Annotated in this window: 13 protein-coding genes and 2 pseudogenes; 9 read left to right on the forward strand and 6 right to left on the reverse strand. The window is 64.6% G+C overall.

Going from position 1 to position 13,559, the window contains the following annotated elements:
- Positions 1-19: 19 nt before the first annotated feature.
- Positions 20-824, reverse strand: a pseudogene (locus F8237_RS22700) (FAD-binding protein); the annotation flags it as partial.
- Here F8237_RS22700 and F8237_RS22705 point away from each other — a divergent pair.
- A pseudogene (locus tag F8237_RS22705) lies at positions 825-1,121 on the forward strand (amidase family protein); the annotation flags it as partial.
- A gap of 88 nt (positions 1,122-1,209) precedes the next feature.
- Here F8237_RS22705 and F8237_RS22710 read toward each other — a convergent pair.
- A complete protein-coding gene (locus F8237_RS22710; RefSeq protein WP_151648062.1) occupies positions 1,210-2,109 on the reverse strand; it encodes a LysR substrate-binding domain-containing protein in 900 nt (299 codons plus the stop codon).
- 315 nt (positions 2,110-2,424) lie between these two features.
- Here F8237_RS22710 and F8237_RS22715 point away from each other — a divergent pair, with 315 nt between their 5' ends.
- The 4 genes from F8237_RS22715 (at position 2,425) to F8237_RS22730 (ending at position 5,893) form a co-directional block, all read left to right on the forward strand.
- On the forward strand, positions 2,425-3,396 hold the full coding sequence (locus F8237_RS22715; protein WP_151648064.1) for a Bug family tripartite tricarboxylate transporter substrate binding protein: 972 nt from the start codon (positions 2,425-2,427) through the stop codon (positions 3,394-3,396).
- 9 nt (positions 3,397-3,405) lie between these two features.
- On the forward strand, positions 3,406-4,194 hold the full coding sequence (locus tag F8237_RS22720; protein ID WP_151648066.1) for an SDR family NAD(P)-dependent oxidoreductase: 789 nt from the start codon (positions 3,406-3,408) through the stop codon (positions 4,192-4,194).
- A complete protein-coding gene (locus tag F8237_RS22725; protein WP_151648068.1) occupies positions 4,194-5,012 on the forward strand; it encodes an alpha/beta fold hydrolase in 819 nt (272 codons plus the stop codon). Before F8237_RS22720 ends, F8237_RS22725 begins: the two co-directional genes overlap by 1 nt.
- An 89-nt stretch (positions 5,013-5,101) precedes the next feature.
- Positions 5,102-5,893: a fumarylacetoacetate hydrolase family protein gene (locus F8237_RS22730; RefSeq protein WP_151648070.1), complete on the forward strand. Its 792-nt coding sequence runs from the start codon at positions 5,102-5,104 to the stop codon at positions 5,891-5,893.
- Between the two features lies 1 nt (position 5,894).
- On the opposite strand, the gene F8237_RS22735 is transcribed toward F8237_RS22730, so the two are convergent.
- From F8237_RS22735 to F8237_RS22750, 4 genes are read right to left on the reverse strand one after another with little or no spacing between them, the layout of a single operon-like run.
- The gene (locus F8237_RS22735; RefSeq protein ID WP_151648072.1) at positions 5,895-6,635 is read right to left on the reverse strand and encodes an IclR family transcriptional regulator; all 741 of its coding nucleotides are present in this window, start codon (positions 6,633-6,635) and stop codon (positions 5,895-5,897) included.
- 18 nt (positions 6,636-6,653) lie between these two features.
- Positions 6,654-7,505, reverse strand: coding sequence for an HpcH/HpaI aldolase/citrate lyase family protein (locus F8237_RS22740; RefSeq protein ID WP_162006172.1), 852 nt, complete (start codon positions 7,503-7,505; stop codon positions 6,654-6,656).
- Positions 7,505-7,984: a MaoC family dehydratase gene (locus F8237_RS22745; RefSeq protein WP_338025202.1), complete on the reverse strand. Its 480-nt coding sequence runs from the start codon at positions 7,982-7,984 to the stop codon at positions 7,505-7,507. Before F8237_RS22745 ends, F8237_RS22740 begins: the two co-directional genes overlap by 1 nt.
- Before the next feature lie 17 nt (positions 7,985-8,001).
- Complete coding sequence (locus F8237_RS22750) at positions 8,002-9,204, reverse strand: CaiB/BaiF CoA transferase family protein (RefSeq protein ID WP_151648076.1); 1,203 nt, start codon at positions 9,202-9,204, stop codon at positions 8,002-8,004.
- Positions 9,205-9,432: 228 nt separating this feature from the next.
- Between F8237_RS22750 and F8237_RS22755 the strand changes: the two genes are divergently transcribed.
- From F8237_RS22755 to F8237_RS22770, 4 genes are read left to right on the forward strand one after another with little or no spacing between them, the layout of a single operon-like run.
- Positions 9,433-10,461 (forward strand): TRAP transporter substrate-binding protein, encoded by a 1,029-nt coding sequence (locus F8237_RS22755; protein ID WP_151648078.1) that lies wholly within the window; start codon positions 9,433-9,435, stop codon positions 10,459-10,461.
- Between the two features lie 28 nt (positions 10,462-10,489).
- The gene (locus F8237_RS22760; protein WP_151648080.1) at positions 10,490-11,044 is read left to right on the forward strand and encodes a TRAP transporter small permease; all 555 of its coding nucleotides are present in this window, start codon (positions 10,490-10,492) and stop codon (positions 11,042-11,044) included.
- 12 nt (positions 11,045-11,056) lie between these two features.
- Positions 11,057-12,346, forward strand: a complete 1,290-nt coding sequence (locus F8237_RS22765; protein WP_151648081.1) for a TRAP transporter large permease — start codon at positions 11,057-11,059, stop codon at positions 12,344-12,346.
- A gap of 39 nt (positions 12,347-12,385) precedes the next feature.
- Positions 12,386-13,552: an acyl-CoA dehydrogenase family protein gene (locus F8237_RS22770; protein ID WP_151648083.1), complete on the forward strand. Its 1,167-nt coding sequence runs from the start codon at positions 12,386-12,388 to the stop codon at positions 13,550-13,552.
- The last annotated feature ends 7 nt before the right edge of the window (positions 13,553-13,559 follow it).

Here is a 13,559-nt window from a genome sequence, read left to right on the forward strand (position 1 = left end):
CGCCTCCGGTACGCCTCGCTTACGCCGCGTCGCGCTTGGCGGCGCTGTCGGCGAGATGACGGCCGGCAATGTAGCCGAAGGTCAGCGCCGGCCCAAGCGTGATGCCGGCGCCGGGATAATTGCCGCCCATGATGCTCGCCATGTCGTTGCCGGCGGCATAGAGCCCGGGAATCACCCGCCCCTCGGCGTCGAGCGCCCGCGCATTCTCGTCGGTGACGATGCCGGCATAGGTGGCCTTCGCGCGACACGATCGCGCCGGTGACAGTGCCGTTCTCGACCGTCAGCTCGCGCACCGGCGAGGACAGCCACATCGGAATCTTCAAATCCTGGGCGGATTTCGCAAGGCGCCCGGCCAGCGCATTGCCGTTGGTCAAGGTCATGCCGCGGCCATAGCGCAGCACGTCCATCAAATGTCGCGACAGCCGCTTGGCGACATAGACCGCCGAATTCAGCGACTTCGTCACCCGCATGAAGTGGATGATCTCCTTGCCGCTTCCCAGCATCATGCCGAACACCGTGAGTTCGGGCAGCGGCATGCCCAGCGTCTTGATCTGGTCGCCAAGCTCGCGGCCGTCGAACGGCCGCGTCACCATCGAGCGGCCGCCTTGCGTGCCGCCGGGGGCTTCGGCGTGATAGTCCGGAAACACCAGCGGCATGTCGAAGCGCAGCGCCGTCTTGCTGGTGAAGAAATCCACCGCTTCGGGACCGGCGCTGAGGAACGCATCCACCCGCGCCGCATCGAAATTGTTGCCGGCTTCGTGGCGCAGATAGGTGCGGGCCTGCTCCGGCGTCTCCGCGATGCCATATGCTTTGGCGAGCGACGTGCGCTGGTGACGCCGACGGTCGCGGTGACCGCATTCGAGGCCGGCCGGATCGGCGTGGACACGATCGACGGCAACAAGGTCGATCCGCACCTCGGCTGGTCGCCCTTCACCTGGCCGATCAACCTCGCCGGCCTTCCGGCGGCAACGCTGCCCTGTGGCTTCGATCGCGACGGCCTTCCGATCGGTCTCCAGATCATCGCGCCGTGGCTCGACGAGCCCACCATCTTCCGCATCGCTGCAGCGTTCGAGCAGGCCCAGCCCTGGTCGAAGTTCTGGCCGCAGGTGGCGTTGCGCTAGTTGGAGGGGAGAGCGCCGGCGCGCGAAAAAGCCCTTTGCAATCAAGGGCCGTTCTACTGTGCATGGGGTTGTTTTCGATCTTGCGGGCCTAGCCGAGTTCGATCGGCGCGCCGCGGCCGCTGAGTTCTTCGTCGAGACGGAGGTAGTGCGCGAGATAATCGTGCAGCGCGGTGGCGGCCTTCGAGGTGGCGCCGCTGGATTTGTAGAGCAGCAGCTCGACCTTCGGCAGCGGCGGCAGGCCCTCGTTGGGGCCGACCTCGCGCATCGCCGGCACCAGCGCGCTGCGGCCAAGGACCGTCACCGCCATGCCGGCGAAGGCCGCGGCCTGCAGCCCGCCGACGCTCTCGCTGACGCAGGCAATACGCCAGCGCAGGTTCGCGCGCTCCAGCGTGTCGATCGCGTAGTCGCGATAGATGTTGCCGGGTGGCAATAGCGCGAGCGGGATCGGGCGTTCCTGGTGCGCGGCGGATTGCTCGCCGGTCATCCAGACCAGCTGCTCGCGGCGCACCACCTGGCCGCCGGTGAAATCGTTCATGCGCGTGACCAGCGCGATGTCGACGTCGCCGCGCTTGACCAGACCGACCAGCGGCGTCGACAGCGCGCAGTTGAGCTCGACCTGGATGCGCGGGAAGGACTTTCGGAACACGCTGAGGATCGACGGCAGCATGAAGGCCGCATAGAGGTCGGGCGTGCCGAGCACGACCTGGCCCTCGATCTCCTGCGACGCCAATTGCGAAATCAGCTCGTCATGCAACCGCAGGATGGATTTGGCGTAGGTGAGAACGGTGGTGCCGTCCTCGGTCAGCATCAGCCTTCGGCCGGCATGCTCGAACAATTGTTTGCCGGCGAGCTCCTCCAGCCGCTGCAATTGCAACGTGATCGCCGGTTGGGTGCGGCCCAGCCGTCGCGCGGTCTCGGTGATGCTGCCGGTCTCGACCACCGAGATCAGCGACCGGAGCATGCGGATATCGAGGCTGATGAGATTCATGCGGCGTCCATGTCGCCCAGAATTTATGCAAGTTCCATGCTAGGGGTGATCGTCGTGAGTTTGGCGAAAGAATTGCCACCGTTGAGCGACTTTTAGAGGTTTTCGGTGCTTTGCGTTCCCGAGAAAATAACTGAGAACGAAGGCGTGCCCGCGGACACGCGAGACCTGACCGCACCGGTGCAGGGTGGTGCAGGGCCGGGAGGCTGATCGCGCGGATCGGCAATCTTGAGCAGCTTGACGATACCGGACAGATGAGGCCATTGCTGATGGTGTGATGATGCAATCAACAATAAGACCAACATCAAGGAAGTGCCCATGCGCGGGGTTATGCGACGCACCATGCTGGCCGCCTGCGCGGCCGTTCTGTTTTCCGGCGCAGCTTTAGCGCAGGATTACCCCTCCCGCCCCGTGAAGATCATCGTGCCGTTCCCGGCCGGCGGGTCCAACGACATCATCGCCCGGATCGTCGCGCAGAAGCTGACCGAACGGAACGGCCAGACCTTCCTCGTGGAAAACCGCGGCGGCGCCGGCGGCAATATCGGCGCCGAGACGGTCGCGAGCGCCGAGGCCGATGGCTACACCTTGCTGCTGACTGCGCCGCCGCCGCTGACGATCAACGGCTCCCTCTACAAGAAGCTGCCGTTCGATCCGGCCAAGGCCTTTGCGCCGGTGGCGCTGATTGCCTCGGTGCCGATCGTGCTGGTGGTCAATCCGTCGGTGCCGGCCAAGAACGTCGGTGAGTTGATCGCGCTCGCCAAGGCCAAGCCGGGCACGCTGAATTTCGGCTCGTCCGGCATCGGTTCGACCAATCATCTTGGCGGCGAGTTGCTCAAGAGCATGGCTGGCGTGGATATCGTCCACGTGCCCTATCGCGGCGCGGCGCCGGCGATGAACGATCTGCTCGCGGGGCAGATTCCGTTCATGTTCGACAACATGCCCGCGGTGCTGCCGCAGGTTCAGGGCAAGGCCATAAACGCGATCGCGGTCGCCGGCGCCAAGCGCGCCGACGCCTTACCCGACGTGCCGACGGTCGCGGAAACCATCCCCGGCTTCGAGGCTTCGTCCTGGTTCGGACTGGTGGCGCCGGCGAAAACGCCTGAGCCCGCGCTCGCCAAGTTGAGCGGCGAACTCGAGACAATATTGAAGATGCCTGACGTCAAGAAGCGGCTTGCCGAGCTCGGCGCCGAGCCCGGCACGGTGTTCGGTCCGGCGTTCGGGCAATTCATGGCGGACGAAACCACGAAGTGGGGCAAGCTCGTCAAGGCCTCCGGCGCCACCGTGGATTAGGACCGCAGCATGGATCTCAATCTGGGCGGCAAGGTTGCCGTCGTCACCGGCGGCAGCATCGGCATCGGCCGTGCCATTGCCGCCGAGCTTGCGCGCGAGCAGGCGCATGTCGTCATCGTTGCGCGCGACGCCGAGCGGCTCGCCGCGGCAGCCGCGGAGATGTCGCGGGACACCGGCCGGCGTGTGATCGCCTGTGCCGGCGACATGACCAGGCCCGACGACATCGACCGCGCCATGGCGACCGCGCGCGAGGCCTTCGGCCGCATCGACATCCTCGTCAACAATGCCGGGGCCTCGCCGATGGGCCGGATCGCGGAGACGCCGGATGCGATTTGGGCCAAATCGATCGAGCTGAAGCTGCTCGGCTACATGCGCTGTGCGCGCAACGTGCTGCCGGAGATGCGCGACCGGCGCTGGGGCCGCGTGATCAACATCATTGGCCGCAGCGGGCATCAGCCGCGCGCGGCCTATATGGCGGGTGGTGCTGTGAATGCGGCGCTGCTGAACTTCACGCTGGCGCTGGCCGAGGAGTGCGCGCCGGACAACGTGCTGGTCACCGGCGTCAATCCCGGTCCGGTGCAGACCGACCGCTGGGACAGCCTGATCTCGCAGGGCGCGGCGATCGCGGGGCAGGATCAGGGCGCGACCAATGCCGCCGCCATCGCCTCGGTTCCGCTCGGCCGCGTCGGGCAGCCGCACGAGGTCTCCGGCATCGTCGCGTTCCTCTGTTCAGACCGCGCGTCCTTCATTACTGGTACCTGCATCAATGTCGATGGCGGTGGAACGAGGTGTATCTGATGGCTAGCGAACTGCGGAAGATCGGTGTCAGCGACGATTGCGAGCTTGCGGTTCGCATCGACGATTATCTGCTGCCCTGGGACACCAAGCCGCCGGTCGTGATGCTGCACGGCCTCGCCGAAAGCGGCGAGGCGTTCCGGCGCTGGGTGCCGTACTTCGCCACGCATCATCTGGTGGTGCGCCCCGATTTGCGCGGCTATGGCGATTCGACGCCGATGCAGGGCGACTACGTCTATCGTTTTGCTGGTCTCGGCGATGACATCATCCGCATGCTGGATGCACTGAAGCTCGACCGGGTCTTCCTGGTCGGTGGCAAGATCGGCGGCACGCTGGCGATGCATCTCACCGCTAAGCATCCGGATCGCGTGATCGCGGCTGCGGCGGTTGGCGCGCCGGCTTCGCTGACCTCGTTCAACGAACGGGCGCCGACCTGGCGCAAGCAGATCCGCGAACAGGGCGTCGAGCCCTGGGTGCGCGAGACCACGGCCGGCCGGCTCGGCTCGTCGCTGCCGCCGGCGGCGCTGGACTGGTGGATCAAGCTGATGTCGAAGACCAAGGCCTCGACGCTGGAAGCGTTTCTGCAAATGGTGCCGACGGTCGATGTCACCGGCGAGCTTCCGTCGATCAAGCGTCCGGCGCTGGTGATCACCACCACCGGCTCGGGGCTCGGCGACGTCGCCTCCGTGAAGGCATGGCAGGAGACGATTCCGGGCTCGAAGCTGGAAGTTCTGCCCGGGGATTCCTATCACGTCGCCGCGACGGATCCGGATGTCTGTGCGCAGAAGGTTCGCGCGTTCTTCGACCGCATCGCGACTTAAGACGTACAGAGCGGGCCATTGGCCCGCCCGTCGTTTGGCTTTATGACTGGCGCTTCGACAAGAAACGGAAAACATCAGGGAGTGAAGCCATGACAACGACCACGCGACGCAGCGTGCTCGCGGCCGCAGCCGCCATGACCACGGCGGGCCTCAATGAGGTGACGCCGGCTGCGGCGCAGGTCGCACCGAGGCCGATCTTCCCGGTGCCGATGGTTTCGATCCCGATCGTCGGCGAGACCCAGGTGTTTCAGGTCCGCCGCATCTACTGCATCGGGCGCAACTACGCCGCGCACGCGATCGAGCGGGGTTCGGATCCGAACCGCGAGCCGCCGTTCTTCTTCCAGAAGCCAACGGATGCGATCCAGAACGTCGCGGTCGGCGAGGTCGCCGATCATTCCTATCCGTCGCTCACCAAGAACTATCACCACGAGGTCGAGCTGGTGGCAGCGCTCAAATCCGGCGGCACCAATATCCCGGCCGACAAGGCGCTCGACCACGTCTACGGCTACGCGCTCGGCCTCGACATGACCCGGCGCGACCTCCAGAACGGCATGGCCGCGGAGAAGAAACCGTGGGAGATCGGCAAGAGCTTTGACCATGCCGCGGTGATCGGTCCGATCCACCCGGCGAGCAAGACCGGCCATTTCGAGAAGGGCGCCATTTCGCTCGCGATCAACGGCGCCGTGAAGCAGAGCTCGGATCTCGGCAAGATGATCTGGAGCGTCGCCGAGCAGATCGCAAAGCTGTCGGAAGCGTTCGAGCTGAAGACCGGCGACATCATCTATTCCGGCACGCCGGAAAATGTCGGCCCGGTGGTGAAGGGCGATGTGCTGCTGTGCAAGCTCGAGGGCCTGCCTGACATGTCGATCAAGATCGTTTAATCTACGCTGCCGCCTTCGGCCGCAATCGGTCGACCGTGCGCGTGATCAGCGCGGCCACCTCAGCCACCTTCGGCCCGATCCGGAATTCCGGCCCTGCGACGACGACCGAGAGTCGGCGATCGCCGATCGGCAGCGGGATCGCGGCACCGGCGAGATCGCGGCTGTAATCGGCGAAGCTCTGGCAGTAGCCGCGTTCGATCGAATTGCGCAGCTCGGTCTCGACCGCCTCGATGCTGATCGGCGTCGAGGGGCCGTACTGCTTGAACTCGATCTTGCGATAGACGGAGTCGCGTTCTTCCGGCGAATATTGCAGCAGCAGCGCGCGGCCGCTCGCGGTGGCGTGGATCGGCACGCGGTGGCCGATGGTGGCGAAATAGCGGATCGCGGCCTGGGACTCGACGACGTCGATGAACACCGCCATCACGCCCGCGGGCGCCACGATCGACGCGGTCTCGCCGGTTTCCGCCGAGAGGTCGGCCACCAGCGTGTGCGTCCATGGCGGCAGCGGTTCGACCTCGGAGATCATCCGCGCCATCGCCAGCCAGCGCGGCGTCGGATAGAATCCGGCGCGCGGCCGCGGCTCGTAGAGATAGCCCTTCTCCGACAGCGTCGCGAGCAGGTTGAAGGTCGACGAGCGCGGCCAGCCGAAATGCTCGGCGATCTCGGCAAGCGTCGCCGGCTTCCTCGTTTGCGCGAAGAATTCCATGATCTCCAGGACGTTGGCGGCTTGGCGAACGATCATGGTGGGGCGGTTCTCGATCTAGTTCTGGCCGAGAATCTTCTTCGCGGCGCGAAGATGCGGCTTGTCGATCATCTGGCCGTCGAGCCGCAGCGTGCCGGAGTTCGGATTGCTCGCGAACGCCGCGATCACCTTTTCTGCCCAGATGCGTTCGGCGTCCGTCGGCGCGAACGCCGCGTTGACGACGTCGACATGTTTGGGATGGATCAGCGCCTTCGCCGAAAATCCGTCGCGCCGCGCCGCGCGCGTCTCCTGTTCGAGGCCCGTGAGGTTGTCGATGTCGGTATAGACGGTGTCGATCGGTGCAACTTCCGCCGCGGCCGCCGCCATCAGGCAGAGATCGCGCGCGAGGCGATAGGGACTGTGGAAGACGCCGCCCGAGGCTTTCTCGGTGGCGCCGAGCGAGGCGGAGAGATCCTCCGCGCCCCACATCAGGCCGGCGAGGCGAGGGGAGCAGCCCTTGTAGCTGCCGAGACCGAAGATGGAACTCGCCGTCTCCGTCGCGACGCAGACGATGCGCGTCGTGCCGACCGTGATGCCGGCCGCCGCTTCCAAAGCCTCGAGCCAGGTTGCGATCTGCCGCACATCGTCGCCGCCTTGCGATTTCGGCAGCACGATGCCGTCAGGCCTGCCCGGCATCACCGCGGCAAGATCGGCGAGCGTCATGCCGGTGTCGAGCGCGTTGACGCGGACATAGAGCTGGTGCGAGCCAGGGCGGCTCTTCAGCATCGTCAGCGTCAGACCGCGCGCCTCCGGCTTCTTCTCGGTGACGACGGAGTCCTCGAGGTCGATGATCAGCGCGTCGGCATTGCCTTCGCTCGCCTTCTCGAATTTGCGCGGGGAATCCCCCGGCACGAACAGCATCGAACGCATCAGACCGGCCTCTTGTGCATCATCGCCATGCGGCGGCATTTGCCGACGATCTCGTCGTTCTGGTTCAAGGCGTGGTGCTCGAACTCGACGATGCCCGCTTTCGGGCGCGATTTGGATTCCCTCAACGAAAGCACCTTCGTCGTCGCCCGCAAGGTGTCGCCATGGAAGACCGGTTTCGGAAAAGTCACGTCGGTCATGCCGAGATTGGCGACGGTGGTTCCCATGGTGGTATCATAGACCGTCATGCCGATCATGATGCCGAGGGTGTAAAGGCTGTTGAAAATGCGCTGGCCGAATTCGGTCTTTTCGGCGAAATGCGCGTCGATATGCAGCGGCTGCGGGTTGAGCGTCAGCAGGCTGAACATGGTGTTGTCCATCTCCGTGACGGTGCGGGTCAGCGGATGCCTGAACTCCTGGCCCACGGAAAAGTCCTCGAAATAAAGTCCGGCCATCGCGGTTTCCTCCCTGTGTTCTGCGATTTTGGCCCGCGCTGCCGTTAGGGCGGTGCGGCCAGGTGAACTGCCTTTTGCTCTGCGAGATGCTCGATCTCGTCCGGCGAGAAGCCGGCCTCGCGCAAAATGTCGCGGCCGTGCTGGCCGAGCGTCGGCGCTGGGCCGGCGGCTTCCGGCTGGGTCACGCTCCAGGTCGAGGGAACGCGCATCTGGCGGATGCGGCCCTCCACGGGGTGATCCACCGTCCTGAAGAAGTCGATCGCCTTGAGATGCGGGTCCTCGAGGATCGTCTCCAGCGTGTGCATCGGCATCACCGGAATGTCGGCGCGCTCCAGCAGTTCGCGCCATTCCGCGGTGGTGCGCGTCGCGAAGATCTGGCCGATCTCCTCGTAGATCTCGTCGATGTGTTTGGTACGCGCCGCGTGGTTGGCGAAGCGCGGCTGCTGCAGGAACTCCAAGCGTCCGATCGCCTCGAAGAAGCTGCGCCAGTGCTTGTCGTTGTAGATGAGGACGCAGAGATAGCCGTCGCTTGTCTTGTAGGGTTTTCGATAGCGCGAGAGCAGGCGGGCATAGCCGCCATGGTCGAGCGGCGGATCGTAAGTCAGCCCGCCGAGATGATCGACCAGCACGAACTCTGTCATCGACTCGAACATCGGCACGTCGATGCGCTGCCCGATGCCCGTGCGCTGCTGGTGCATCAGCCCGCCCATGATCGCGTTGACCATCATCAGGCCGACGATGCGATCGGCAATGGTGACGGGCACGTAGCGCGGCGTACCGTCGCCGGCGGCCGCGAGCAGTGTGGGGATGGTGGCCGCGCCCTGGATCAGATCGTCGTAAGCGGGCTTTGCGGCATAGGGACCGGACTGGCCGTAGCCGAAAGCACCGACATAGACGAGCGCGGGATTGACCGAGCGAAGCGTCTCGTAGTCGAGGCCGAGCCGCGCCATCGCCTGCGGGCGCACATTGTAGACGAGCGCGTTGGCGCGCTTGGCCAGCCGCAGCAGCGCGTCACGTCCCTCCGGCTTCTTCAGATCGAGCACGATGCTGCGCTTGCCGCGGTTGGCATTGTGGAACATCCCGCCCATGCTGGGCGTGCGACCGGGACCGATCTGGCGAACGATGTCGCCCTCGGGACTCTCCACCTTGACGACGTCGGCGCCCATGTCCGCCAGCACCTGGGTGCCGTAGGGGCCCATCAGCACCGAGGTCAGGTCGAGAATGGTGAAGCCGGCGAGCGGTCCCATGGGGCCTCGTTGAATGAATTCATATACGTGGAGTTAGAGTTCATAAAATGACGATGTCAATTCAGAGAACCGTTGCATACGCGCATAGCGCTATGCATAGTTCATATACTTGACAGATAAATTCACATATATGTACATTTTCCTCAAGCAAGAAGTGGAGCGAGGGTCGGACGGCGTTGCAGCAATTGGCTGCCGCCTTCGGCGTGGGGACGCGTCAAGGAGAACGAAATGAAGAAGAACCTGATCTGGGCCGCCGCGGTGCTCGCTCTTTCGCTGCCGGTCTCGACGCTTCCGGTGCAGGCGCTGGAGCTGAAGGTCGCCGACAGCTTCCCCGCCGGCCACTATCTCGTCCGCTTGATGCTCAAGCCCTGGATCGACGACGTCACCAAGCGCACCAATGGTGCGGTGACCTTCACCTATTATCCGAACCAGCAGATCGGCAAGGCAGCGGACATGCTGCGGCTGACGCAGTCCGGCGTGGTCGATATCGGCTACATCGGGCCGTCCTATGTCTCCGACAAGATGCCGCTGTCGGAAGTCGCGCAATTGCCGGGCGCGTTCGCGACCAGCTGCCAGGGCACGCTCGCTTATTGGAAGACCGCGCGTGAAGGCATTCTCGCCAAGCAGGAATACGCGCCGAACAAGATCAAGCTGCTGCTGGCCGTGGTGCTGCCGCCCTACCAGGTGTGGACCGTCAAGTCGAAGGTGGAAACCATCAAGGACATGCAGGGCCTGAAGCTGCGCACCACGGGCGGCGCGCAGGACCTGACGCTGCGTGCGCTCAACGCCGTGCCGGTGCGCATGGCCGCGCCCGACGCCTATGAATCGTTGTCGCGCGGCACGATGGATGGCCTGCTGTTCCCGCTCGACAGCGTCGTGTCCTACGGCCTCGACAAGCTGGTCAAGCACGCCACCGAAGGCGTCAGCTTCGGCAGCTTCATCGTCGCCTATTCCATCAACCAGTCGGTCTGGGACAAGCTGCCCGACGACGTGAAGAAGGCGATGAACGAGGCCTCGGAGGCGATCACGCCGAAGGCTTGCGCCGACGTCGACAAGGAAGGCGAAGTCACCAAGAAGCAGATGCAAGGCGAAGGCGTCAGCTTCGATCCGCTGCCGGAGGCGACACGCACCGAGATCAAGGAGAAGCTCAAGGGTGTCGGCAAGGAGTGGGCGAGCGGACTCGACAGCCGCGGCAAGCAGGCCTCCGCCGCGCTGAAGGAATTCGAAGACTTGCTTGCCGCCGGCGGCGCCAAGTAATCAGACAACCATTGGGGAGGCGTGAGAGGTGATCAAACGGGCAGGAGATGTGCTCGGCGCGCTGGAACGCGCGCTGACGGTGATCGCGGTGATGTTCATGTTCGTGATCATGATACTTGTCGTGACCGACGTATTCATGCGTTACGCGCTGAACAGCCCGTTCTCCTTCACCTATGACCTGATCGGGCTCTATCTCCTCGCCGGCGTGTTCTTCTTCACGCTGTCGGACGCCCTGCGCGAGCATGTCCATGTCGGCGTCGACATCCTGTTGTCGCGCTTCTCTCTGACCGGGCGGCGGTTGTCCGAGATCGTCACCGCGCTCGTTGGCCTGTTCGTGTTCATCCTGATTTGCAAGGTCGGGTTCGAGCGCGCGCTGGAGAACTACGAGCAGCACGACGTGCTGTCGGGCGCGATCCCCTGGCCGACCTGGATTTCGGCGGCGCTGGTGCCGTTCGGCTGCGGCGTGCTGGTGCTGCGGCTCGCGCTCCAGCTCGTCGGCAACGTGCTGAGCCTCGTCAGCGGGCGCGACCTCTATCCGCTGCCGCCGGTGACCGGCGTCGGCGAAGCCAGAAGCTTCGAGTAACGGGCGATATCCATGACACCCTTCATCGTTCTCGCCCTGCTGTTCGGCCTGCTCGCGCTCGGCACGCCCGTCGGTTTCGCCATGGCCTTCTCAGGCTCGGTCGGCCTCGTGATGGTCGGCGGATGGTCCACGCTGTTCGGCATCCTGCAAACCGCGCCGCTCTCGACCGTCTCGTCCTACGAGCTGATCACCATCCCGATGTTCCTGCTGATGGCGGATCTGGTGCTGCTCTCGGGCGTCGCGGACGATCTGTTCAAGACGGCATCTGCCTGGGTCGGCCGCATTCCCGGCGGTCTCGGCATGGCGACCGCGCTTGCGGGCGCCGGCTTTGGCGCGATCTGCGGCACCTCGACGGCCTCCGCCGCGACGCTGTCCTCGACCAGCCTGCCGGCGATGATCCGCCAGGGCTACGAGCCGAAGATGGCCGCGGGCGTCGTCGCCATCTCGGGTACGCTGTCGATGCTGCTGCCGACCAGCGTCGCGCTCGTCATCTTCGGCCTGCTGGCCGAAGTGAACATCGGCAAGCTGCTGATCAGCGGCATCATCCCGGCGATCCTGGTGACGTTCACCATCATGGCGACGATCTATTTCCTGGTCTGGCAGGATCCCTCGCGCGCACCGGCCGCGAAGTCGGTGCCGTGGCGGGAAAAATTCGCGCTGCTGTGGCAGGTCTCGCCAATGGTGGTGCTGTTCTCGCTCGTGACGGGCACGATCTATCTCGGCGTCGCAACGCCGACGGAGGCGTCCGCCTTCGGCGCGTTCGGCGCCTTCCTGCTCGCGATCGTCAAGGGCAAGATCACGCCTAGCTCACTCTACCACACGCTGCTGCGCGCCTGCCACGGCACCTGCATGATCATCATGATCCTGGTCGGCGCATCGATCTTCGGCTATTTCTTCACGCTAACCCATGTGACGCAGGACCTCGTCGCCTGGATCGGTAGCTTGCCGGCCTCGCGCTGGGTCATCATCACGCTGATCCTGTGCGGCTATATCGTGCTCGGCTCGTTCATGGACCAGATCGCGATCCTGGTGCTGACCGTGCCGATCGTGCTGCCGCTGATCAAGACGCTGGGCTTCGACCCGATCTGGTTCGGCGTCATCAAGATCGTCACCGCCGAGGTCGGCATGATCACGCCGCCGGTCGGGCTGAACTGCTTCATCGTCGCCCGCTATGCCAAGCGGCCGGTGGCGGAGGTGTTCCACGGCACCTTCCCGCACTTCATCGCGCACCTGATCGCGATCGCGATCCTGGTGGCGTTTCCCTCGATCATTCTCTGGCTGCCCTCGCAGATGGGGCGCTAGGATCGGAGCTCTCGCGGCTCCCAATAGGAGATCAACACCATGGATTTCGCGCTCACCGACCAGCAGGAAGCCATTCGCGACGCCATCGCAAAAGTTTGCGAAGACTTTCCCGACGCCTATTGGCTGAAGAAGGACCATGACGGCGGCTTTCCGCACGACTTCCACAAGGCGATGGCCGATGCCGGCTGGCTCGGCATCTGCGTTCCGGAGGAATATGGCGGCTCCGGCCTCGGTATCACCGAGGCCGCGATCATGATGCGCACCATCGCGGAATCCGGTGCCGGCATGTCCGGCGCCTCCGCGGTGCACATCAACGTGTTCGGACTCAATCCCGTCGTGGTGTTCGGCACCGAAGAGCAGCGCAAGCGCATGCTGCCGCCGATGGTCGAGGGCCGCGAGAAGGCCTGCTTCGCCGTCACCGAACCCAACACCGGCCTCAACACCACGCAGCTCAAGACCCGTGCGGTGGCCAAGAACGACCGCTACATCGTCAACGGCCAGAAGGTGTGGATCTCCACGGCACAGGTCGCGCACAAAATCCTGCTGCTGGCGCGCACCACGCCGCTGGAGGAGGTGCGCTCGCCGACCCACGGCCTCAGCCTGTTCTATACGGATTTCGACCGCAAGAAGATCAAGGTCCACGAGATCGAGAAGATGGGCCGCAAGATCGTCGATTCCAACGAGCTGTTCTTCGAGGATTTCGAGATCCCGATGGAGGATCGCATCGGCGAAGAGGGCAAGGGTTTTCAGTACATCCTCGAAGGCATGAACCCCGAGCGCATCCTGATCGCGGCGGAAGCGGTGGGTCTCGGCAAGGTCGCGCTGTCGCGCGCAAGCGAATATGCCAAGACGCGCGTCGTGTTCAACCGTCCGATCGGCAAGAACCAGGGCATCCAGCATCCGCTGGCGGTGAACTGGGTCGAGCTGGAAGCCGCCTGGCTGATGGTGATGTCGGCGGCCTGGCAGTATGACAAGGGCATGCCGTGCGGGGCCGCAGCCAACGCTGCAAAATATCTCGCGGGCGAAGCCGGCTACCAGGCTTGCGAGCAGTCGGTGATGACTCATGGCGGCTTCGGCTATGCCAAGGAGTTTCACGTCGAACGTTATTTGCGTGAAAGTCTGATCCCGCGCATCGCACCGGTCAGCCCGCAGCTCGCGCTCAGCTTCATCGCGGAAAAGGTGCTGGGACTGGCGAAGTCGTACTAGGCGGAGG

The sequence above is a fragment of the Bradyrhizobium betae genome (genome assembly GCF_008932115.1).
Lineage (GTDB): Bacteria > Pseudomonadota > Alphaproteobacteria > Rhizobiales > Xanthobacteraceae > Bradyrhizobium > Bradyrhizobium betae.